At 64.5% G+C, this 22,620-nt stretch carries 21 protein-coding genes; 4 read left to right on the forward strand and 17 right to left on the reverse strand.

Annotated elements, in window-relative coordinates; translation table 11 throughout:
* Positions 1 to 15 precede the first annotated feature (15 nt).
* The 3 genes from O4220_RS22080 to eccCa form a co-directional block, all read right to left on the reverse strand.
* Positions 16 to 381 carry a WXG100 family type VII secretion target gene (locus O4220_RS22080; RefSeq protein WP_032376662.1) on the reverse strand — a complete coding sequence of 122 codons (366 nt, stop codon included), beginning with the start codon at positions 379 to 381 and terminating at the stop codon, positions 16 to 18.
* 159 nt (positions 382 to 540) lie between these two features.
* Positions 541 to 1,998, reverse strand: a complete 1,458-nt coding sequence (locus O4220_RS22085; protein ID WP_269607651.1) for a type VII secretion-associated protein — start codon at positions 1,996 to 1,998, stop codon at positions 541 to 543.
* Positions 1,995 to 5,993: a type VII secretion protein EccCa gene (gene eccCa, locus O4220_RS22090; protein WP_269607652.1), complete on the reverse strand. Its 3,999-nt coding sequence runs from the start codon at positions 5,991 to 5,993 to the stop codon at positions 1,995 to 1,997. The genes O4220_RS22085 and eccCa overlap by 4 nt, the downstream gene beginning before the upstream one ends.
* A 251-nt stretch (positions 5,994 to 6,244) precedes the next feature.
* Here eccCa and O4220_RS22095 point away from each other — a divergent pair, with 251 nt between their 5' ends.
* The 3 genes from O4220_RS22095 to mycP all read left to right on the forward strand — a co-directional run bounded on the left by O4220_RS22095 (position 6,245) and on the right by mycP (position 10,313).
* A complete protein-coding gene (locus tag O4220_RS22095) occupies positions 6,245 to 7,234 on the forward strand; it encodes an LLM class flavin-dependent oxidoreductase (RefSeq protein ID WP_269607653.1) in 990 nt (329 codons plus the stop codon).
* A gap of 158 nt (positions 7,235 to 7,392) precedes the next feature.
* Positions 7,393 to 8,925 (forward strand): type VII secretion integral membrane protein EccD, encoded by a 1,533-nt coding sequence (eccD, locus tag O4220_RS22100; protein WP_269607725.1) that lies wholly within the window; start codon positions 7,393 to 7,395, stop codon positions 8,923 to 8,925.
* On the forward strand, positions 8,886 to 10,313 hold the full coding sequence (mycP, locus tag O4220_RS22105) for a type VII secretion-associated serine protease mycosin (protein WP_269607654.1): 1,428 nt from the start codon (positions 8,886 to 8,888) through the stop codon (positions 10,311 to 10,313). The genes eccD and mycP overlap by 40 nt, the downstream gene beginning before the upstream one ends.
* A 6-nt stretch (positions 10,314 to 10,319) precedes the next feature.
* Here mycP and eccB read toward each other — a convergent pair whose 3' ends face one another.
* On the reverse strand, positions 10,320 to 11,774 hold the full coding sequence (gene eccB, locus O4220_RS22110; protein WP_269607656.1) for a type VII secretion protein EccB: 1,455 nt from the start codon (positions 11,772 to 11,774) through the stop codon (positions 10,320 to 10,322).
* A 133-nt stretch (positions 11,775 to 11,907) separates the two neighbouring features.
* Between eccB and eccE the strand changes: the two genes are divergently transcribed.
* Positions 11,908 to 13,602: a type VII secretion protein EccE gene (eccE, locus tag O4220_RS22115; protein ID WP_269607657.1), complete on the forward strand. Its 1,695-nt coding sequence runs from the start codon at positions 11,908 to 11,910 to the stop codon at positions 13,600 to 13,602.
* 7 nt (positions 13,603 to 13,609) lie between these two features.
* On the opposite strand, the gene O4220_RS22120 is transcribed toward eccE, so the two are convergent.
* From O4220_RS22120 to rplO, 13 genes are all read right to left on the reverse strand, one after another.
* Positions 13,610 to 14,167, reverse strand: a complete 558-nt coding sequence (locus O4220_RS22120; protein ID WP_269607658.1) for an NADPH-dependent FMN reductase — start codon at positions 14,165 to 14,167, stop codon at positions 13,610 to 13,612.
* 30 nt (positions 14,168 to 14,197) lie between these two features.
* Complete coding sequence (truA, locus tag O4220_RS22125) at positions 14,198 to 15,094, reverse strand: tRNA pseudouridine(38-40) synthase TruA (protein WP_269607659.1); 897 nt, start codon at positions 15,092 to 15,094, stop codon at positions 14,198 to 14,200.
* Positions 15,095 to 15,099: 5 nt separating this feature from the next.
* The gene (gene rplQ / locus O4220_RS22130) at positions 15,100 to 15,687 is read right to left on the reverse strand and encodes a 50S ribosomal protein L17 (protein WP_269607660.1); all 588 of its coding nucleotides are present in this window, start codon (positions 15,685 to 15,687) and stop codon (positions 15,100 to 15,102) included.
* Positions 15,688 to 15,721: 34 nt separating this feature from the next.
* Complete coding sequence (locus O4220_RS22135) at positions 15,722 to 16,786, reverse strand: DNA-directed RNA polymerase subunit alpha (protein ID WP_032376654.1); 1,065 nt, start codon at positions 16,784 to 16,786, stop codon at positions 15,722 to 15,724.
* A gap of 99 nt (positions 16,787 to 16,885) precedes the next feature.
* Positions 16,886 to 17,491 carry a 30S ribosomal protein S4 gene (rpsD, locus tag O4220_RS22140; RefSeq protein ID WP_008718223.1) on the reverse strand — a complete coding sequence of 202 codons (606 nt, stop codon included), beginning with the start codon at positions 17,489 to 17,491 and terminating at the stop codon, positions 16,886 to 16,888.
* Between the two features lie 21 nt (positions 17,492 to 17,512).
* The gene (rpsK, locus tag O4220_RS22145) at positions 17,513 to 17,926 is read right to left on the reverse strand and encodes a 30S ribosomal protein S11 (RefSeq protein WP_027496331.1); all 414 of its coding nucleotides are present in this window, start codon (positions 17,924 to 17,926) and stop codon (positions 17,513 to 17,515) included.
* The gene (rpsM, locus tag O4220_RS22150) at positions 17,926 to 18,300 is read right to left on the reverse strand and encodes a 30S ribosomal protein S13 (RefSeq protein WP_008718227.1); all 375 of its coding nucleotides are present in this window, start codon (positions 18,298 to 18,300) and stop codon (positions 17,926 to 17,928) included. The genes rpsK and rpsM overlap by 1 nt, the downstream gene beginning before the upstream one ends.
* Positions 18,301 to 18,504: 204 nt before the next feature.
* Positions 18,505 to 18,618, reverse strand: coding sequence for a 50S ribosomal protein L36 (rpmJ, locus tag O4220_RS22155; protein WP_025347279.1), 114 nt, complete (start codon positions 18,616 to 18,618; stop codon positions 18,505 to 18,507).
* Between the two features lie 88 nt (positions 18,619 to 18,706).
* Positions 18,707 to 18,928 (reverse strand): translation initiation factor IF-1, encoded by a 222-nt coding sequence (gene infA, locus O4220_RS22160; protein ID WP_005140011.1) that lies wholly within the window; start codon positions 18,926 to 18,928, stop codon positions 18,707 to 18,709.
* 266 nt (positions 18,929 to 19,194) lie between these two features.
* Positions 19,195 to 19,989 (reverse strand): type I methionyl aminopeptidase, encoded by a 795-nt coding sequence (gene map, locus O4220_RS22165; RefSeq protein WP_269607661.1) that lies wholly within the window; start codon positions 19,987 to 19,989, stop codon positions 19,195 to 19,197.
* Positions 19,989 to 20,543, reverse strand: coding sequence for an adenylate kinase (locus O4220_RS22170; protein WP_269607662.1), 555 nt, complete (start codon positions 20,541 to 20,543; stop codon positions 19,989 to 19,991). Before O4220_RS22170 ends, map begins: the two co-directional genes overlap by 1 nt.
* Complete coding sequence (gene secY, locus O4220_RS22175) at positions 20,540 to 21,862, reverse strand: preprotein translocase subunit SecY (protein ID WP_032376651.1); 1,323 nt, start codon at positions 21,860 to 21,862, stop codon at positions 20,540 to 20,542. The genes O4220_RS22170 and secY overlap by 4 nt, the downstream gene beginning before the upstream one ends.
* A gap of 314 nt (positions 21,863 to 22,176) precedes the next feature.
* The gene (gene rplO, locus O4220_RS22180) at positions 22,177 to 22,620 is read right to left on the reverse strand and encodes a 50S ribosomal protein L15 (RefSeq protein ID WP_027496326.1); all 444 of its coding nucleotides are present in this window, start codon (positions 22,618 to 22,620) and stop codon (positions 22,177 to 22,179) included.

Below are 22,620 nucleotides of genomic sequence, written 5' to 3' on the forward strand. Positions count from 1 at the left end.
ACCGGATACGAGGGGTTACTTGAAGGAAGACAGGCCCGAGTTCAGGGACCCTGCCACCTGGTTGACGGCCGACACGTTGTCGTCGTCGGCGTCGGAGTAGCCGTGGCCGTTGGTCTTGATGTCCGCGGAGATCTGTTCCAACGCGCTGCGCATCTTCTGTGCGCTGGTGTCCCACTGCGCCATCACATCCTGAAACGACTTGCCTGCCTTGCCGACCCAGGCCTCGGCGGTCTGCTCGACGATGGAGCGAACCGCTGAGTTGGAGGCGTTGATCGAGACGCTCAGTCCCTCGATCGTGGCTCCGGCAGCGACGAGCTCCTGCGGTGTGACGGTGACGCCGTTCGACGAACCCGTAGATTCCGGTCCCCCTGGATATCCCACTTCGACTCCTTGTACTCGTTACTCGAATCACGTGCGCCCGCGGCACACGTGCTGTTCGACCGAGAGGCCTTGTCCGGCCTGCTCACTCCCCTACATCTCCTTGGACGCAGCAACCCCTCGGTTCGGTTCCGGCTGCGTTCGAAAAACTGTGGTCGGTTCTCACGACGCCGGGACGATCTCCAGGCTCTGCGTGGCCAGATCGCATTCGGCGTCGATCACCGCCGAGTCGTCGCCCTCGAACTGGCACCCGACACTGACCTGCAGATCCGACTCGACGAACACCCGCCAGAGCACCGTCGAATCGTCGATGGGCGTCTCCGTGTACGCGATCCCGACCCGACTGCCGAAATCGCGAACGGATTCGAGCGACCCGACAGTGGAACCCGGGCCTCGGGCATCGATGGCCGTCCGGAGCTCGGCGGCCACCTGTTCCTGCGTCGAACCCGGCGTCAGGTCCGCCACCGTGACAACGATGCGACGGTCGGGAGGAGTCGGCGGAATCAACACCATGCGATCCGGGTCGTCCAGCCTCGTCCACGTGGCCGGCAATCGCATCGAAGCCCGTCCCGATACGAACGTCGCCGTTCGGACCGGTGGAGGTGCCTCCGTCGACGTGGTCGCCGGCGGCGCATCGACGGCAGACACCGACACACTGCCATTCGGGGCCGAGATCGGCGAAAAAGGCTGCGCTGCTTCGATTTCGACCCGATCGGGCGAAAGGGAGACGAAAAAGACCGCGGCACATACCGATACGACGGCAACCGCGGTGCCGACTGCGACCGCGATTCGAGAGAAGGCCGGATTCCGCCGAGAGGGCGGCACGGTGACGTCGTCGAGCCACGCCGCCGACCGAGTCGTCACGGCACGGACGGACGGTGCCGGATCGAGATCCGCGCCGGCCCGCCGATACAGCGACCTGGCGATATCGAGTCCGGTCAGCCACCTGGTGCTGCGATCGACGACGAGGTCGGCTCCACCGTTCGGCGGCGCCACCACGAACACCTCGTCCGGGCAGTGCGAGACCGACGAACGAATGTAGTCACCGACAGCGTGCCGCCAGGCATCGTCATCGCCTGCACCGAAGGGGACGACGGCGCCGGTGTCACCGCCGTGCGCCCCCGACGCGTCGATGACGAGCACGGACGTATCGAGAGCACCCACTTCGACGACGACCGCGGCGGTCGGCGCACGTTCACCCGAAGACTCGATCGCCGCCGCGGCCGTCTCCACGAGCACCACCTCGTTCGCCGACGCCGCGAACGTAGCGCGAAGGAAACCCGTGCGCTCGTCGCCCCAGATCGACGGATACGCGATCTCGAGCACGTCGAGCCCGTCGTGCACACCGACGCTCTGCAGTGCCGACCACACGATCCCGTGCAGCACTTCTCCTCGGTTCCATACCGAGTTGCCCACTGCGATCGACGGGTCGTCGATACACAGCAGGGGCGGTATCTCCCCAACTGCGTCGGCACGACCGAACACGAGGCGGCCACCTTCGACCGTTGCGAATGCCGAGCCGACGCTTTCTCGCGGTCCCTCGAGCGGGCCGCTCGTCGCGACGACCGAGATCTCGGTGTACCCCAGATGCACTGCCGCATAGCGCCACGAATCGGTCAACTGGAATGCCCGAGCTGAACGAGAGCCTGACCGGAGCGATTGACGAACACGCCACGTCCGGGCGGCATGGCACTGGGCCGTACCGTCCCGAGCAGGTTCCCCTCGTCGCGGCTTCCGCTCATCACCAGACCCGGTGTCACCAGATCGCGTAGCCGACCGATGACCGGGTCGAACAGTGCCCGGCCTGCGCCGCCCGAGCGACGCGCCACGATGACGTGCAGTCCGATATCTCGTGCGTGCGGAAGGTGTTCCACCAACGGGGCCAGGGGGTTTCCCGATGACGTAGCCACCAGGTCGTAATCGTCGACGACGACGAACACCTCCGGACCGTCCCACCAGGACCGGTCGCGAAGCTGCTGTTGGGTCACGTCGGAGCCGGGCATGCGGTCGCTCATACGACCGGCAAGATCGACGATCATGCTCGTCAAGGTCGCCTGTGAGGCCGCGTAGCCGGCGAGATGATCGGAATCGACTGTGCCGAGCAGAGTTCGGCGATAATCCGCCACGATGATCTTGACCCGATCGGACGAATTGGCCAAGGTGAGCGATCGACAGATCCCGCGCAGCAGAGAGGTCTTGCCGCACTCGCTGTCGCCGAACACCACGAAGTGCGGATTCTCTGCGAAATCGAGCACCACCGGTGCCAACTCGGCCTCGTCGATGCCGATCGGAACTCCGAGTTCCGGAGTGCCACCACGCGTTCGAGGCCACGCATCGCCGAGCTGCGCGAGAACAGCCGTCCGTTCGAGCAACTCCGGCAGCATCCGAACCTTGGGCGCAGGGGTTCCCGTGGATGCTACGGAGATCGCAGCGACCGACTCACCGACAGCGCGGGACAGATCGTCGACGGAACTGCGCTGATCCACTCGAGGAAGCGCAATCGACATGTGCAGACCTTCCCTGGTCATACCCCGGCCGGGCCGACCTTCCGGAACACTCGCCGCCTTCGCACGGCCCATGTCCGAATCCGACGGATCACCGAGGCGCAGTTCCAATCGGGTGCCGATCAGATCTTTGGTCGCAGGACGAACTTCGGCCCACCGCGACGCCGTGAGGATCAGATGCAGACCGAAGGCGAGGCCCTGGGTAGCCAAGGTGGCAATCGACTGCTCGAGGTTCTCGAAGTCGGATCTGATGGACGGCCACCCGTCGATGACGAGAAAGACGTCCCCGAACCGATCTTCGGGATCGACCGGTTGCGTCGCGCGTCGACGGCGAAACTCCGCCATCGAGTCGATTCCACGATCACGGAAAGTCTTTTCCCGCTGCCGCACTACGCCTGCAACCTCGGCCACGGTCCGCCGAACCCGATCGACGTCCAGCCTGTTGGCAACCGATCCGACGTGCGGAAGATCAGCCAGACCGGCCAGCGTTCCGCCACCGAAATCCAAGCAGTAGAACTGGATCTGCGCGGGTGAGTGCGTCATGGCCAGGGCCAGGATCAACGACCGAAGGGCCGTCGACTTCCCTGATTGCGGGGCTCCGACGATAGCGACGTGACCGGCTGCACCGGAGAGATCGACGGTCAACAGATCGCGGCGCTGATCGAACGGCCGGTCGATGATTCCGATCGGGGCACGCAGGTCGGTACGTGTATCGATGCGCCCGGTCAGGACCGACTCGGGCAGCAGCTGTGCCAACGTGGGAGCAGCATCGAGCGGTGGCAACCACACTTCGTGGGCCGGCATCCCACGCCCGCGTATTCGTCCGACGACCACATCGAGCACCGTTTCACCGGCATTCTCGGACTCGACCGGCTCCGGTTCGTCCACGGGAGCCTGCGCGGCCTGGATACGGCCGACATCGATCGAATCGAGTGGTACCGCATAGGCAGTGAATGCCCTCGGTCTGACGTCGGCTCCCAGCACGGCACGTGCACCGGCACTGGACCGTGGCGGCTCGTAGGGACCGGAGACATAGGCCGCAGCAAACCTGACGATCTCGGCAGAATCGCACTTGAGGTAACCCGAACCGGGCTGCGCGGGAAGGTGGTATGCGTCGGGAACTCCGAGCACCGAGCGAGACTCGTTCGCGGAGAACGTCTTCAAGCCGATCCGGTACGACAGGTGACTGTCCAGACCGCGCAGTTTGCCCTCTTCGAGGCGCTGACTGGCCAGGAGCAAATGCATGTGCAGTGAACGCCCGAGCCTGCCGATCGCAACGAACAACTCGGCGAATTCCGGCTGCTGACTGAGCAACTCCGAAAATTCGTCGACCACCACGAACAGAGCGGGCATCGGTGCCAGATTCGCCCCCGCAGCGCGCGCCTTCTCGTAGTCCGAGACGTTCGCGAAGTTTCCGGCCGAGCGCAACAACTCTTGCCGACGGTTCATCTCGCCGGCCAACGCGTCGCGCATTCGATCCACCAGCGCCAGATCTTCCGAGAGGTTGGTGATCACCGCGGCGACATGTGGTGCAGACTCGAGGCCTGCGAACGTCGCGCCGCCCTTGAAGTCGACGAGCACCAGGTTCAGCTGCTCGGGCGAGTGCGTCGTCACCAATCCGAGCACCAACGTGCGGAGAAACTCCGATTTCCCGGAACCCGTTGCACCGATGCACAATCCGTGCGGACCCATGCCGTTCTCGGCAGACTCCTTCAGATCGATCTCCACCGAGCTACCGTCGGGTGCAACACCTATCGGCACCCGCAGTCTGTCGCGGCCGCGACGCGTCCTCCAGGCCAGATCCGTATCGAGGGCACCGACATCGACAATGCCGACCAGACTGTTCCATCCCGAGACCCGCACCCCGTCGTCGCCGGAGGCATCGACCACCGACGACGCGGACGGTGCGCGAAACGGCGAGAGGCGTCTGGCCACGGCGTGCGCCTGGGTGGTACTCATCGAGTCCGCGACGGCGAACACCTCGACAGCGGTCCCGCTCACCGCACCGATCGATCCGTTCTCGGCGAACAACTGGAGACCGCGCGACGCAGCGAGTCTGGGGCAGAGACCGGACAAGTCGATGATCGTGACGGAATCGAGGCCCGTGTCGGTGAGGTCGGTCGACCTGTTGTCGAGAAGTCCGCCGTCCACCACGATCACCAGCTGAACGACACCGGCAACCGGAACTGCCCCGCGTGCGAACCGATTTCGCAAGGCGAGCACATCGCCCAGTGCACTCTCGAGTTCGAGAAAGCTCCCGAAGATCATCCGAGCCGACCCGGCTGCGTCTCGTAGAGCGTCGTGCTGCGTGTGTGGAAGCCACTTGGTCCACTCCCATTGCTCCACGGTGTCCGGGCCGCAGACGATCGCGACCGCAACGTGGTCGGGGCCGTGAAAGCTGCACAGCGAGGTCAACATTGCGCGCACCATTGCTCGGGCACAGTCGCGATCGCCTGCTATCGACAGCGCAGCAAAGCCCCTCAGCGACACCGCCGTCGGCAGCGCGGACACCACCGAATGAGCCCGCACGAAACGGCGCAGCGACACCGCTGACACTGGCTCGAGCTCCTCCACCGGCCCTGTCTCGGGCGGCACCAGACGGGTGGCCAGCCTTTGATCACCGAGGCCGACCCGCACATGAGCGAAATCGGGATCCGACTGTCGCCGCTCCCACATTCGCTCCGTTCCGGCAACCGACCACAGGGACTCAGGTGCCGGGTGGCTCCATTCGAGGGCCCTGCGCTGCGCACGTTCCGTCTCGGCGACGTCGCGGCGCAGCTGATCGAGGTATCGAAGGTAGTCCTTACGGTCCTCGTTCGCCTCGGCCGTACGGGCTCCACCGGACTTGCCGCCGCCCGCCAGCATCCCCACCATCGACATCAGCATCATGGCCGGGAACATCAGCATCATCGGGTTGGCCGCTGCACCCGATGTGAACATCAGCGCGACCATGCCGACCATCGCCGCGACCATCACCAACGGCATCAGCTTCATCAGCAAATTGCCGGGAACTGCGCGCGGAATCTCGGGTGGTGGCTGCAGATCGACCTCACCGCCCGGCGACCGGGGCACTCCCCTGCGTGCGCCGCGAACGAAGCGCACGGTACTCATCGATCCGCCCCCACGGCTGCGCCCCCACAACTGAACTCGCTGCGGCCTCCCCCCGAGGCCACGTGGACGACAGGCTAACGCATCGAAGACCGGACGGTCCACGCACACTCGGAGCGTCTCCCCACGCCGCGCCGTCGTCGGCGCTGTACTGCGCGTGAAGGCCGCGAGAAATAGAACACCGCCCCACGCCGTTACACATCTATGCGGCTTCCCTTGCCGCGCGCTCGACGAACGAAAGGCTGGCCCCCACCGTGTCCGTACCCCTGTCAATCCTCGATCTCGCTCATGTGGGCGAGGGTGAATCAGTCCGCGACAGCTTCGACGCCAGCGTCACGCTCGCTCAGCACGCCGAAAACTGGGGATACCGACGCATCTGGTACGCCGAGCACCACAACATGAAGTCGATCGCGTCGTCCGCTACGTCGGTGCTCATCGGCCACGTCGCTGCACACACCGAGAAGATCCGACTCGGGTCCGGCGGCATCATGCTCCCCAATCACGCGCCGCTGACCATCGCCGAGCAGTTCGGCACATTGGCGACGCTGCACCCGGGCAGGATCGACCTCGGCCTGGGCCGCGCCCCTGGAAGCGACCAGGTGACGATGCGGGCGATGCGCCGCGATCCCGCGTCCGCAGATCGTTTTCCCCAGGATGTCCAGGAATTGCAGGGGTATCTGTCGACGGAGTCGCTGATTCCCGGGGTGAGCGCAACGCCGGGTGCCGGCACCGAGGTGCCGCTCTACATTCTGGGATCCTCACTGTTCGGTGCTCAGCTCGCCGCAGCACTCGGATTGCCTTACGCCTTCGCCTCGCACTTCGCACCCGATGCGCTCGAACGGGCCGTCGAGATCTACCGCCGTGACTTCCAGCCGTCGGCACAGCTTGCCGAGCCGCATCTGATCGTGGGTGTCAACGTGATCGCGGCGGATTCGCTCGCCGACGCGCAGGCGCAGTTCCTCCGCACCAAGCGCAGCCGCGTCAGCCTGCTGCTCGGACGGGGCCGGACCTTCACCGACGAAGAAGCCGACATGGTCCTCGAAGCGCCGGCAGGACAACAGATCGCGAACATGACCAAGTACTCGGCAGTCGGTACGCCGGACATGGTCAGGGATTACCTCGATCGATTCGCCGAGCGCACGGGTGCCGACGAGCTGATCGTCGCCTCCGGGGTGTCCGATCGAGCATCCTGGCTACGCTCCTTCGAGTTGCTCGCACAGGTGAGCGAGCTCGTTGCAGCCTGATCGCGAGTAATCGAGCAGCGTGACGGACGATCGCGTGTCGCCGTGATGTCGTAGGGTGTGCACGCAGATGCCCCGTGGGGCGGGCATCTGCACGCGAACAGTACGCATCCGGGGGGATCTTCATGACACGCGCCGACAGCCGTCCATCGGTCGGCCCAATGCCGTCGGCCACCGCAACAGACGCGAACCGCCGAGCATCGGGAACGAATTCGGTATTCGCGCAGGACGTCTGCCGGGTAACGGTGTCGGCAAGGTCCACCCAGGTGGACATGGCGCTGCCAGTGGGCGTTCCGGTGTCGCTGCTCGTACCAGGGATCATCGACATGATTGCCGGAGTGGAGCCTGCGGAACGACGCAGAGATGCCGGAGTGGAGCCTGCGGAACGACGCGGGAGCGTCGGATACGACGGGGATTCCGAGTCCGAGGGTATCCCCGTGGCGTGGACGCTTGCTCGGATCGGGTTGCCTCCGCTGTCACCGACGGCGACCTTGGCCGAGCTGTCGGTCCGCGATGGTGAGTTGCTCGTCTTGGGCGTCGCCGAGCGGCCCGCACCGGCTCCGCTTTTCGACGACCTCATGTATTCCGTTGCGAGAGCGGGCAACGACGACGTTCCGCACTGGACGGCAGGCACTGCGCGAACTGCGGGCTCGGTCGTCACCGGGGCCATGGTGTTGCTGGCGTGCGCTGTGGTGTTGCGTGGACCGATTCGCGCCGGAGCCGAGAACGTCGGCAGTCTCGTAGAAGGGCTCGCCGCGGTCACCGCGTCGATTCTCTTCGCGATCGCGGGGATGATTCTGGGGCGGGTGTACCGGCAGGACGCGGTCGCGGTGCTCTTCGGTGGGTGTGCCTTTGCGCTGATGTTCACCGGCGGAACTCTGCTGGTGCCTGGACAATTCGGTGCGGCGCAGCTGATGCTGGGCTCGGCGATGGCAGGCGCAACAGCCCTGCTGTCTCTGCGGATCGGCGGAACCGGCTTTGCGGTGTTCACCGCCGCGATCGTGCTGGCGTCGCTGACGTTCGTCGCGGCCGTGTGCACCCTGTTCACCACGATGTCCGACGCAGCGATCGGGACTGCGGCATCCCTGATCGGTCTGGCAGGAATTGCCGTCTCTGCGCGCGTGTCGATGATGCAGGCCAAGTTGCCGCTTCCACCGGTGCCCACTGCGGGCGCACCGCTGGACACAGTCGAGGAAGCCGAACTCGATGCGATCTCTTTCGCCGATCTGCAGGGTGCCGCAGCACGGGCTCGGAGTTACCTGACCGGCCTGCTGCTGGCGTTCACGGTTGCCGTGGTGGTCGGCGTTCTCGTTGCGGCGGCGGACGGCACCGGGGGCGGAGTCCAATGGCCTGCGGTCGCGCTCGCGGCGCTGTGTGCTCTTGTTCTGCTTCTGCGCGGCCGTACCTATGCTGTTGTGGTGCACGCAGTTCCGCTTGTCGCCGGCGGGACGACGATCGTGCTCTCGCTCCTCGTCGGTGCCGTGATCGCATTGCCCGAATATGCTCTCGCTTTGTTCGGCGTGGCAATGGCCGGAGCCGTGACGGCATCGATCTTCGGCGCATTCGTGCCGACACGCACGTACTCGCCCGTGATGCGAAGATCGGCCGAGCTACTCGAGTATGCCGTCATCGCCCTGGTCATACCGGTAGCCGTATGGGTGTGCGGGTTGTACAGCATCGTCCGCGGGCTGTGACGCCGCGTAGGCGGCACACAATCGTCGTGGCGGTGCTGACTGCCGTCGCTGTGTTGTCGAATGCAGCGCTCGGGGTGTCTCCCGCCCGTGCCGAACGTCCCCTGATCGATCCCGCTCAGTTACCCCCGCCGGGCGCTCCCGCCCCTCTCGAGCCCACGGAGCAGAAAAATGCCTGCGCCCTTCCGTCCGGGACAACCGACCCGCAGGACATTCCGACCGCTCTGAAGGCGCTGGACTTCGCGTCGGTCTGGCCCATCACTCGCGGGGCCGGCCAGGTGGTTGCCGTCATCGACACCGGTGTCACTGCTCATCCGCGCTTACCGGGTCTGATTCCGGGCGGCGATTACGTCAGTGCGGGTGACGGGTTGTTCGATTGCGATGCGCACGGCACCATGGTGGCCGGTCTGATCGCCGCGCACACCGCGCCGGGCAGTGGATTCGCCGGCGGTGCCCCGGATGCACGCATACTCTCGATTCGCCAGTCCAGCAATGTTTTTCAAATTGTCGACAACCGACCCGACGAGGAGAAGGCAGCCGAGCCGGAGAATGCCGCGGGTTACGGGAACGTGCGCACGATGGCCATGGCCATCAGGACGGCGGTCGACTCGGGGGCGTCGGTCATCAACATTTCGGAGGTGGCCTGTGTACCCGCGGGAGGCGGTGTGGCAGATGCTCCCCTCGGAGCCGCGGTGCAGTACGCCGTCCGTGAGAGAAATGTCGTCGTCGTTGCTGCAGCGGGAAATCTGGGCGGGTCGGCTTGCCAGGCGCAGAATCCACGCACCGATCCGCTTCGGCCCGATGCGGATCCATGGAACGGCTTCGCGACCATCGCAACCCCGGCATGGTTCGACGACGTGCTGACCGTCGGTTCGGTCGAATCGGATGGCACGCCGTCCTCGTTCAGCCTGGCGGGTCCGTGGGTCGACGTCGCCGCGCCGGGCTCGAACATGACCTCGCTGTCGCCTTCGGGCAGCGGACTGGCGAACGGCACCCGGGGCAACGACGGGGTGAATCCCATGACCGGAACCAGTTTCGCGGCACCGCTGGTGGCTGCGGTCGCGGCGCTGGTGCGCGCCCACCGACCCGAGCTGACGGCGCTCGAAGTGGTGGACCGAATCGAGCGAACGGCGCACGCACCGGCCGAGGGATGGAACCCGCTGGTCGGCCACGGCGTCGTCGATCCACTCGCAGCGGTAACCGATCTCGTGGTGCCTGCACCTCGTGCTGCGCCCGCTCACAGCGTTGCGATGAGCGCGCCGCTTCCACCTCCTGCACCGGATCATCGACCGAGAACTGCAGCGGTGACCGGTTCGGTACTGGTCGCGGTAGTCCTGGCGCTCGGCCTCGCGCTGTCGATACCTCTGCGTCGACGGGGCCGGACGGGCTGATGTGAGCTACTTAGTCGGCAGTGCAGCCGCCTGTGGGTCCGGAGCAACCCCGTCGTGCATCGTCAGGGCCTGGCCGCGCCCGAGAGTGGGACCGCTACCGAGCAATTGCAGGATCGGCCACGGTGCCGGTGCGGGTGGACCGAACCCCAGCGCCGACGCGGCTTCGCTGCCCTCGACGCCGTAGCGAACCCCGGTGTCGGCCACGAAGAAGACGCTGTCCTGACGGGTACTGGATGTCGAGATTCCGGTGCTGCGGACGAACCCGCCACTGCCGGGTGCCAGATAGACCTGATCCACGGCGTCACCTCCGCCATCGGACTGAGCAAGTGTGACCGGCTGCGCGCCGGACTCGAGCGGTAGTCCGCGACCGGCGGACTCCACGAGTCGAGCGGACGGGCCACCGTCGGCCACCTCGAGTGGTTCCCAGGTGAGACAGTTGACAGGTCGCTCACCGGCGTCGACGATGACGGGAGTCGTCGCCGGAAATGTCGAGACCGAAAGCCCCACTGAAGTTTTCGGCGCATCTCGGAGAACGTCGGGGTTCACCGCTGCGATGTCGGGACTGCCTTGCGAGTCCGTGAACTTGATGAGCAGTGCCGCCGTTTCGCTGATCGCTTGAATACCGTCCTCGAGTACGACGTAGTACTGGACGTCGCGACCGGCGACCTTGACGACCGACCCGATCGGTCGACCGTCGAACGGAAACTGCGGAGCCTCTCCCGCGCGGGGAATGAACGGTGCCGCGACAGCCGGCGACTGCGGCACCGAATTGAGTAGACCGACACTGACCGGTGACGGCGTGGCTTCCTCGAGCCCCAGTGCACGGATCACTGCCCGGTCCGCCAGATCGACCGGCGACTTCGTTCCGTCGTGCACGAGGTACGCCGTTCCGTTCGACGTCCACAGAAATGCCTCGGTATCGGCAAGTGGCGCTGCGCTGTCGTCGTATCGGAGATCACCCGCGACGACCGTGGTCGAGGTGACCCCTGCGATCGGATCGAGTGTGTCGCACACAGACCATGCTTCGGCTCGGCCGTCGGCGTCGTGCGGCAGCGCTGACGGCGCGCCAGGAATGCCCACCAGCGCTCCGCGAGGCCTGGACGCGAGCTCGGATTCCTTCACCGTCAACGGGTCGTCGGGCTTGCCGACCACCAACCTGGCCGAGGCGAGATTGAGCACCGGATGGAAGACGTCGTCCACTTTCACGAACATGGCGGCCGAGTCCTTACCGACCACGATCGAGGCATCGCCGATCTTGTCCTGCGGCCGAAACAGCGCCAGCGCAGCGCATCCCGCCAAACCGACGCAGGCGATCACCACGCCCACCAGCAGTGCACGGGACTGCGACTTCATCGGATCGTGCAGCATTCGGGCATCACGCCTGATCAGCGCGTGTTCCATTCGGCGCACGAGAAAGCGGTAGCCGCCAACCTGCCACTTCGTTGTGGGCGTCGACGCCACAGTTCCTCCCCAGGATTCGATCGGACCCGATCCCCAATCGGGTCACGCGACACAGTACAGTTCGTCCGCACACCTCGGCGACCGCATCGGCGGCGATCGACGGCTGATGCAACCTTCGGGGGGAGGGTTCGAGATGGCACGTACGGGTTCCATTGCGCTCGGGCGCACCGCGGTGCCTTTCGCCGCGCCTACGCTCCGACGCGTGATCACGGCCGAGACCGCTGCTGCGGCAACGAGTCTTGCGTTGCTCGCAGCGCAGGTGCGGCCCCTGTGGGCAGTTCTCGCCGCTGCGGCGGTGGCACTCGTTCCGTTCGTGACCGTTCGTCGCAGACCGATCGTCGACTGGTTCCGGGTCCTCTGCCGATTCCTCGCGAACCGCTTTCCCGATGTAGGTGTGACCACCGATCACCACGACACGACGGGCCAGGCCATCGGTGTCCACTGGCAGCGGAGCACGGTCACCTGCATCATCGAGATCCTCCCGCCCGAGCACACGACGACGGTTCTCGGCAGGGCGAGTGCGGACACGCGGTACACCCTCCCCATCCAGACGCTGGCGTCGTGTTTTCGGCAACACGACATCGCTGTCTCGTCGATCGACATCACCGCACTCGGATTTCGCAGCTCTTCCGGTTCTGCCGCCACCGAGGTGTACGAGGGGCTCATCGGTCCGCTACCGGCTGTGGCGACGCGGACGGTGTGGGTAGCAGTCACTCTCGACGTGCGCGCCAATGCTCGGGCCATCGAGGTCAGAGGTGGAAGCCGGGCAGGGGCAGCGCGCACCGCCGTCGTGGCGACCACGCGCGTCCTGCGTGCTCTCCAGGCCGATGGACTGTCCTCGCGGCTGCTCACGACTGCACAACTTCGATCGGCGGTGTTGCACCTCTGCCGGGGAGTGAGTACGGACGATCTGACACAGACGTGGTCGACGGCACCCTTGCCGGGTGTGTCCAGCGTCGGGTTCGGAATAGACTGCAGCGCAATCACTGCCGAAGACATTGCCACTCTGTGGTCGACACCCTCCCTGGGGACGACGATGACTTTCCATCTGCAGCCGACCCGCGACAACGGAAAGCTTCGTATCCGTGGATCGTGCAGATTCGCCGCCCGCACACGGGTAGCGAAACCTTCTGTCCGCGCAACGACCTCGATGAGCGGAAGTCACCGAGACGGTATCCTCGCGCAACTACCGCTGGCCGTTCCCGGGCTGACGTCCCTGTCCCCCAGTACAACTCTCGAGGTATCGAGGCTCGCCGAGTTGGATCTTCCGGTGAGCGGCTGTGGCCAGCTCCTGGGTTCCGACGCAGCCGGACACGGAGTCGCGGTGCGATTGTTCGGGCCGGGTCTGGCCCGGGTCAGGATCGCCGGGGAACTCTACCTCGCCCAGCAACTGCTGTTTCGCGCCATCGCTACGGGAGCCAGAGTTCTCGTTCGGAGCGACCGCCCGCACGCATGGCGATCACTTCTCGACGCGATAGGTGCCCCCGACCGCCTGTCCGTCGACGGCCACACGATCCGATCTCGAACGGCGTACGACGTGATCCTGAACGACTTCGCTGACGGATCCGAACCGACTGAACAGCAGAGACTTTCGGGTGCCACCGTCATGTTCTTGACCGAGCATGTGCCGAGGAACGACGGCACGGGACAGGTGCGCGGACTGCCACGCCCGCACTGGGACGTGTCGATAGTTCAACCGCACGCGTCGGGGGATCGGATCAGGGTCCTCTCGGGCCCACTCGACGTCGAACTGACACTGGTGACGATCCCTCAGGAAACGGCGTTCATAGGTCGACCACGAAGTCGACGCTCGGTCGTGCGTGCCTGACGGAAGCTCAGCCCGGATAGTCCCTTCGGTCCCGTGCCTCGGCCACCGCTCCGGCCCACCACTCGACTTGGTCGAGCAGTCGACCCAGAGCATCGACGGCAGCGGCATCGTCGATACCACCCTCGTCGTCGAACCGCTTGCGTACTCGATGCACCGATACGGCGTCTCGAACGGACACCATGTGCAGTTCCGCAGTGATCTGTCGTAGTTGTTCGGTAGCTCTGATACCGCCGCCGAGACCTCCGTAGGACACGAATCCCACCGGCTTGGTACGCCACTCGTGCTTCACGGTGTCGAGCGCCGTCTTCAACGATCCGGGAACGCCGTGGTTGTACTCGGGCGTGACGAACACGAACGCGTCGCAAGCCCCGATCGTCGCGGTGAAGCGCTCGGTGTCGTCGTTCGGGACCAAATTGCCGGGCAGCTCGAAGTCGGCCAGGTCCACGTCGACCACCTCGAGGGTCGCGCGCTCGGCGGCGACGCTGCGGACCCAGGCCGCGACCGTGGGCCCTATGCGCCCGGCGCGGACACTACCGACGACGATAGCTAGTTGTATCGGCTGCATCGTTCCGACAGTAGCCCCGGAGCCGGTTCGTCAGCCCTCTCCCCCACAGCATCCGTCGGCCGAGATCGCAGTTCGCACCTCTCGGGTGGCCGCGTTCCGTGCGGCCAGCATGTCGGACGCCGGATAGTCGACGCGGACCAACGAGAGTCCGTGTGCCGGAGCCACTGTCACCTCGCTGGAGCGATCGCGCCGCGTCAGCAGAGACCGCGCCCAATCCGGGGTTCGACGTCCTTCCCCCACGGCCTGCATGGCACCGACCAGGCTGCGCACCATCGACCAGCAGAACGCATCGGCGCTGACGTACGCGGTGAGGCGATCACCGTCGCGTTCCCAGTCGAAGCGCTGCAGTTCTCGCACCGTGGTGGCACCGTCTCGCCTCTTGCAGAACGCCGCGAAATCGTGCAGTCCGATCAGTGCCTGCGACGCCTCGCGTACGGCGTCCAGATCGATGTGCCGTGGCCAGGAGACAACCCCGGCCACGTCGAGGGGGTCGACTCCGTACAGTGCGGTGCCGAATCGGTACTCGTAGTGTCGGCGAAACGCCGAGAAGCGAGCGTCGAAATCGCGGGAGACGGTGCTGATCGCTCGGACTCGAACATCGGTGGGCAGAAACCGTGCCATTCGCCGGACCAGTCGGTCGTAATCATCCGGAACCTCGACGGCATCGAAGTGTGCCACCTGACCGGACGCGTGTACTCCCGCGTCGGTTCGGCCGGCGACCGTCAGCTCGATGGGTTGGCGAAGAACGGTGGAGAAGGCTTCTTCGAGCACGCCGCAGACCGTACGGATACCTGGTTGACGCGCCCATCCGGAGAAGTTCGTGCCGTCGTAGGAGATGTCGAGCCGAAATCTGGTGGGTACCGACAAAGCGGGCCCGCCTTCCCCTGGGGGAATGGCGGGCCCGCTTCGATCGTGCGCGGAGCTCAAAAGGACTAGTCCTTCTTTGCTTCCTCGGCCTCGGGAGCGTCCGACGCGTGAGCGTCGTTGTCCTCGATGCCGTCGATGACTGCGTCGGCGTTCGCTACCTCGGAGTCCGTTGCGTCGGCTTCGACAGCCTCGACGACGTTCTCTTCGGTCGCTTCGTCGGCCGGAGCCTCGGTTGCGGCGGGAGCAGCCTTCGATGCCTTCACGCGGCGTGCGCGATCGGCTTCGTTGGACACCGTCTGCTCGTTGACGAGCTCGATGATGGCCATCGGCGAGTTGTCACCCTTGCGGGGGACGGTCTTGATGATGCGCGTGTAGCCACCGTCGCGATCGGCGAAGAAAGGCCCGATCTCGGCGAAGAGCTTGTGCACGACATCTTTGTTGTTGATCGTCTTGAGAACCTCACGACGATGCGCAAGATCACCCTTTTTGGCGTGGGTGACGAGCTTCTCGGCGTGGGGACGAAGGCGCTTGGCCTTCGACTCGGTGGTGGTGATGCGGCCGTGCTCGAAGAGTGACGTCGCCAGGTTGGCCAGGATGGCCTTCTGGTGCGACGCCGACCCGCCGAGACGGCGGCCCTTGGTGGGCTTGGGCATGATGAATCTCCTAGTAAGAGCTCCAGCGAGCTGATTACAGCTGTTCTGTCTCGGCGTAGTCCTGCTCGGCACCTTCGGTGTCGCTGAAGGAGCCGGCGTCGGTGTCACTCCACGTACCCGTGGTGGCGTCGTAGCCAGGCACGGTGGTCGGATCGAACGACGCGGGGCTGTCCTTGAGGGAGAGGCCGAGCGAATGCAGCTTGACCTTCACCTCGTCGATGGACTTCTGCCCGAAGTTACGGATGTCGAGCAGATCGGACTCGGTACGACCAACCAGCTCACCGACGGTGTGAACACCCTCGCGCTTGAGGCAGTTGTAGGAACGGACGGTGAGGTCCAGATCCTCGATGGGGAGTCCGAAGGAAGCGATGTGATCGGCCTCGGCGGGCGAGGGTCCGATCTCGATGCCTTCTGCTTCGACGTTCAGCTCACGGGCGAGGCCGAAGAGCTCAACCAGGGTCTTGCCCGCCGAAGCGAGCGCGTCCCGCGCGGTGATGGAATTCTTGGTTTCCACGTCGAGAACGAGCCGATCGAAGTCGGTGCGCTGCTCGACGCGGGTGGCCTCCACCTTGTAGGTGACCTTGAGCACGGGCGAGTAGATCGAGTCGACCGGAATACGGCCGATCTCGGCACCCGATGCCTTGTTCTGAACGGCGGGGACGTAGCCGCGACCGCGCTCGACGACGAGCTCGATCTCCAACTTGCCCTTGTCGTTCAGGGTCGCAATGTGCAGATCAGGGTTGTTCACCGTCACGCCGGCCGGGGGAACGATGTCGCCTGCGGTGACAGCGCCGGGGCCCTGCTTGCGGACGTACATGGTGACCGGTTCGTCTTCTTCGGAGCTCACGACGAGGCCCTTGAGGTTCAGGATGATGTCGGTGACATCTTCCTTCACACCGGGGACCGTGGTGAATTCGTGGAGAACACCGTCGATACGGATGCTGGTGACAGCAGCGCCGGGGATCGACGAGAGCAGAGTGCGGCGGAGCGAGTTGCCGAGTGTGTAACCGAAGCCGGGCTCGAGCGGCTCGATGACGAATTTCGAGCGGTTGTCGGCGATGACCTCTTCGGTCAGCGTCGGGCGCTGTGAAATGAGCATTGTGTGTTCCTCCTGTACGGGCGTCCGCTATTTGACGCCCACGTGTGGAGGCGAAGACGCATGTGAGCCTCGCGAGGAGACTCACATGCGTGCTGCGCCTTACTTCGAGTAGTACTCGACGATGAGCTGCTCCTGGAGCGGCACGTCGATCTGTGCGCGCTCCGGTACCCGGTGAACCAGGATGCGAAGACGGTTGGGAACGACCTGCAGCCACGGTGCGACCGGACGATCGCCGTAGCTCTCGCGGGCGATCTGGATCGGCAGTGTCTGTGCGGACTTCTCGCGGACATCGATGATGTCGTACTGCGAGACGCGGTAGCTGGGGATGTCCACTCGCTTGTTGTTCACGAGGAAGTGGCCGTGGGTGACCAGCTGGCGTGCCTGACGACGCGTGCGTGCGAGACCTGCACGGTAGACGACGTTGTCGAGACGAGTCTCGAGGATGGTCAGCAGGTTCTCACCGGTCTTGCCGGCGGCCCTGTTGGCCTCCTTGTAGTACAGACGGAACTGCTTCTCCATGACGCCGTAGGTGAAGCGAGCCTTCTGCTTCTCCTGCAGCTGGAGCAGGTACTCGCTCTCCTTGATCCGCGCGCGGCCGTGCTGGCCCGGCGGGTAGGGACGGCGCTCGAACGCCTGGTCGCCTCCGACGAGGTCGACGCGCAGACGACGCGACTTGCGGGTGATAGGACCGGTATAACGTGCCATTTTCTAAACCTTTCCTTCCCGCTAGACCCGACGCCGCTTGGGCGGACGGCAGCCGTTGTGCGGCTGAGGGGTGACATCGGAGATGGTGCCGACTTCGAGGCCAGCAGCCTGAAGCGAGCGGATAGCGGTCTCACGGCCGGAGCCGGGACCCTTGACGAACACGTCGACCTTCTTGACGCCGTGCTCCTGTGCCTTGCGCGCAGCGTTCTCGGCTGCGAGCTGTGCGGCGAACGGAGTCGACTTACGCGAGCCCTTGAAGCCCACGTGTCCCGAGGACGCCCACGAGATGACGTTTCCGGCGGGGTCGGTGATCGACACGATCGTGTTGTTGAACGTGCTCTTGATGTGCGCAGATCCGTGCGGGACGTTCTTCTTGTCCCTGCGACGCGTCTTCTGCGCCTTCTTCGGACCGGTACCGCGTGCTTTGGGGGGCATTACTTCGCCTTCTTCTTGCCGGCAATGGTGCGCTTGGGTCCCTTACGGGTACGCGCATTGGTCTTGGTGCGCTGTCCACGGACGGGCAGACCACGACGGTGGCGAAGACCCTGGTAGCAGCCGATTTCGATCTTGCGACGGATGTCGGCCTGAACCTCGCGGCGCAGGTCGCCCTCGACCTTGAGGGACTCGTTGATGTAATCGCTGAGCTTGCGCAGATCGTCGTCGCCGAGATCCTTGCTTCGCAGGTCGGGGCTGACGCCCGTCGCTGTGAGGATCTCCTTGGAGCGGGTACGGCCGACGCCGTAGATGTAAGTCAGTGCGATCTCCATGCGCTTTTCGCGCGGCAGATCCACACCTGCGAGACGTGCCATGTGGCATTTCCTTTTCTTGTCCGGAGGTCTGCTCCCAGTCCGTCCCCTGTGTCCTTCTCACCGCTGGGGTGTGAAGCGTCTTTCAACCAACTCAGTGGGGCCCCGGCCTCCGTGCCGGGGGTATGCCGCAACGCGTATGTCGCGGTTGGTGCTGGGAGGTCATCTTCTAGCTGTTGCCAAGCCGACGTGCGAAAAGCTCGGTGGTTATCCCTGACGCTGCTTGTGACGCAGGTTGTCGCAGATCACCATGACGCGCCCGTTACGACGAATCACCTTGCACTTCTCACAGATCTTCTTGACGCTCGGCTGAACCTTCACGTCGTTGATCTCCTGTGTGTAGCTCGGCCCACTGCACGCAGCAGAACCGAGCATGGTTCCCCCCGACCGGACGTGGCCGGGGAAGCTCTTACTTGTAGCGGTAAACGATGCGTCCACGCGTGAGGTCGTAGGGCGAGAGCTCTACGACGACGCGATCCTCGGGAAGGATGCGGATGTAGTGCTGACGCATCTTTCCGCTGATGTGAGCGAGTACCTTGTGGCCGTTCTCGAGCTCAATGCGAAACATCGCATTGGGCAGTGGTTCGACTACTCGGCCCTCTACCTCGATAGCACCGTCTTTCTTGGCCATATCCTCCGCGATCCTGGCTCTCACACCTGGTTGATTGCATCTGTTTCCGTTACGGTGATGCCTACTGACCGGCCCGAGTGAACGAGACGGCGTGTCGCCGGAACAGCTCACGGGCCTTCGAGGCACGCAAACATCCGGTACGCAGGGCGCACCGTCGGTCAATGTTACCGGCAAAGACCCGGGGGGCCAAATGAGTGCGCGCCGACTGGTTTGACCAGCGTCGCAGCGTAGCGGGACCGCACCTGTGGTCGCCTGAACCGAAGTTCCTAGGGACGCACAGTGAGTATCCGAGGTCCGTCCTCGGTCACGGCCACCGTGTGCTCCCAATGCGCAGAGCGCGATCCGTCCGTGGTGACGACGGTCCACCCGTCCTCGAGGATGTCGGTGTCGTAGGTTCCGAGCGTCAGCATCGGTTCGATCGCGAGCGTCGATCCGACAACCAACTCCGGGCCCTTACCCGGTGCACCCTCGTTCGCCAGGAACGGATCCATGTGCATCTCGCGGCCGATTCCGTGGCCGCCGTAACCGTCGACGATTCCATACTTTCTGCCGTGCGCTTTTTCTGCCGCATGTGTTCCGGACTCGATGGCGTGCGACACGTCGGTGAGTCGGTTACCAGGAAGCATTGCCGCGATACCGGCTTCCATCGACAGTCTCGTCGCCTCGCTCAGCATCGCATCTGCCTCGATGATGTCTCCGACGCCGAACGTCCACGCGGAGTCTCCGTGCCACCCGTCGAGTACAGCACCACAGTCGATCGACACCAGATCACCTGCAGCCAAAATTTCGTCTGCGGACGGAATGCCGTGCACTACACGGTCGTTCACCGAGGAACAGATGCTGCCGGTGAAGCCGTGGTACCCGAGAAACGACGGAACGGCCCCGGCGTCCCTGATCACCGCTTCGGCCACTCGATCGAGTTCGAGTGTCGAGACCCCGGGAACCGCCGCGTTTCTGACGGCAACCAGCGCAGCACCCACGACCGCACCGGCGGCCGCCATGGCGTCCAGCTCACCTGCGCTACGGAAAGGTACGACTTTGCGTTTCCGGCCGAACGCCATTACTTGCCGTGATCCTCGATGGACTTCAGCGCGCGAGCATTGACCTCGTCCACTTCACCGATGGCGTCGACCGTGACGAGCTTGTCGGCGTAGTAGTCGAGCAGCGGCGCCGTCTCGTCTCGGTACACCTTGAGGCGGTTGCGGATGACGTCTTCTTTGTCGTCCTCGCGACCGCGCGCAAGCATCCGCTCGACAACGACGTCCTCGTCGACGACGAACGACAGTACGGCGTCGAGCTTGGCATTCAGATCGGACAGAATTTCCACGAGAGCCTCGGCCTGACCGACCGAACGCGGGAAGCCGTCGAGCAGGAAGCCGTTGACGGCGTCCGGCTCGGAAAGACGGCTGCGGACCATGTCGACAGTCAGCTCACTGGGGACCAGGTCGCCGGCGTCGAGGTACTTCTTCGCTTCGAGGCCGAGCGGCGTCTTCTCACCGATGTTCGCGCGAAACAGATCGCCGGTCGAGATGTGCGGCACGCCCAGCTTCTCGGAGAGGAGAACGGCTTGGGTGCCCTTGCCGGCACCGGGGGGACCGAGCAGAACAAGTCTCACTTGAGGAACCCTTCGTAGTTGCGCTGCATGAGCTGGCTTTCGATCTGCTTCACGGTGTCCAGGCCGACGCTGACCATGATCAGCACGGCTGTTCCACCGAACGGGAGATTCCCGCCTCCACCCGAACTGCCGATGTCGAGGAACAGGTTCGGGAGCACAGCGATCGTGCCCAAGTAGATCGAGCCGGGCAGCGTGATGCGGCTGAGGACGTAGTTCAGGTAGTCCGCAGTCGGCTTGCCGGGGCGGATACCGGGAATGAACCCGCCGAACTTCTTCATTTCGTCGGCGCGCTCTTCGGGATTGAAGGTGATCGCCACGTAGAAGTACGTGAAGAAGACGATGAGCCCGAAGAAGATCGCGATGTAGACGGGGTTGGCAGGGTTCACCAGGTACTCGTTGATGATGCGCTGCCACCAGCTGGGATCTGTTGCCGTGCTCGCAGACGTGAGCTGCGCGATCAGATTGGGCAGGTAGAGCAACGAGGACGCGAAAATCACGGGGATGACGCCGGCCTGGTTGACCTTGAGCGGAAGATAGGTCGAGGAGCCGCCGTACATCTTCCGACCGACCATGCGCTTGGCGTACTGAACCGGAATACGGCGCTGACCCTGCTCGACGAAGACCACACCGGTGATGATGAGGAACGCTGCGAAGCAGACGAAACCGAACACCAGACCACCGCGGCTCTCGAGAATCGAGTTGCCCTCGGACGGGATGCGTGAGGCAATTCCGGCGAAGATCAGCAGCGACATTCCGTTGCCGACACCGCGCTCGGTGATGACCTCGCCGAACCACATCACGACGGCTGCACCTGCAGTCATGACCAGCACGATGATGACGAGCCCGAAGATGGACTGGTCGGCGATGATGTCTTGCTGACATCCCTGGAGAAGCTGGCCGCGCGAAGCGAGGGCCACCAGGCCGGTCGCCTGCAGGATGGCCAGCGCGATCGACAGGTAACGCGTGTACTGCGTCATCTTGGCCTGGCCCGACTGTCCCTCCTTGCGGAGTTCCTCGAACTTGGGGATGACGACGGTGAGCAGCTGCACGATGATGCTGGCGGTGATGTACGGCATGATGCCGATCGCGAACACCGAGAGCTGGAGCAGTGCTCCACCCGAGAACAGGTTGATCAACGAGTAGATACCCGCCGAATCTCCACCGGAGACCTGGTCGATGCACGCTCGGACATTGGCGTAGTCGACACCCGGCGACGGCAGCGTTGCACCGAAGCGATACAGGGCCACCAGACCGAGCGTGAAGAGGATCTTCCGTCTCAGGTCAGGAGTCCTGAGGGCCGACACGAAGGCGGAAAGCAAAGATCCTCCTGGCACGACTGCGTTGACGCCGCGAGTGCTTCATCGGGAGCGTTTGATGCTCCCGTGAGCCTCACGAGCATGGACTGCGGACGACATGAGTCGGCCGCATCGATACGAACTTCTCTGAACTCTAGAACTCTAACAGTGCGCATCGAACGGACCGACGGTCAGTGTTGGACCCTGGCCGATCGGTCGGCACGCACGACATTCCGTGTAGGCAACGATGGCCGCAGCTCAGCTGCGAGAGCTGTGGCTGCGGCCATCGTCACGAACTGCTGCTCGACGCGCTACTGATCAGCACATCGAAGCAGTGCTCATACCTCGGTTGCAGAACCGCCGGCAGCGGCGATCTTTTCCTTGGCAGAGCCCGTGAACTTGTTGGCCGAGATATCGACCTTCACGGTGAGGTTTCCGTCTCCGAGAACCTTGACGAGCTCGTTCTTGCGAACAGCTCCCTTGGCGATCAGCTCGGGGATACCGATCTGACCACCCTCGGGGAACAGTCGCTCGATGTCGCGCAGGTTCACGACCTGGAACACGACACGGTTGCGGTTGGTGAAGCCCTTGAGCTTCGGGAGCCGCATGTGGAGGGGCATCTGGCCACCCTCGAAGCGTGCCGGCACGTTCTTGCGTGCGCCGGTTCCCTTGGTACCGCGACCTGCGGTCTTGCCGCGCTTGCCACCTTCACCACGGCCGACGCGAATCTTCGTCGACTTGGATCCGGCTGCGGGGCGCAGGTGGTGCAGTTTGATGGTCAT

Source organism: Rhodococcus ruber, from assembly GCF_027270735.1.
GTDB lineage: Bacteria > Actinomycetota > Actinomycetes > Mycobacteriales > Mycobacteriaceae > Rhodococcoides > Rhodococcoides rubrum_A.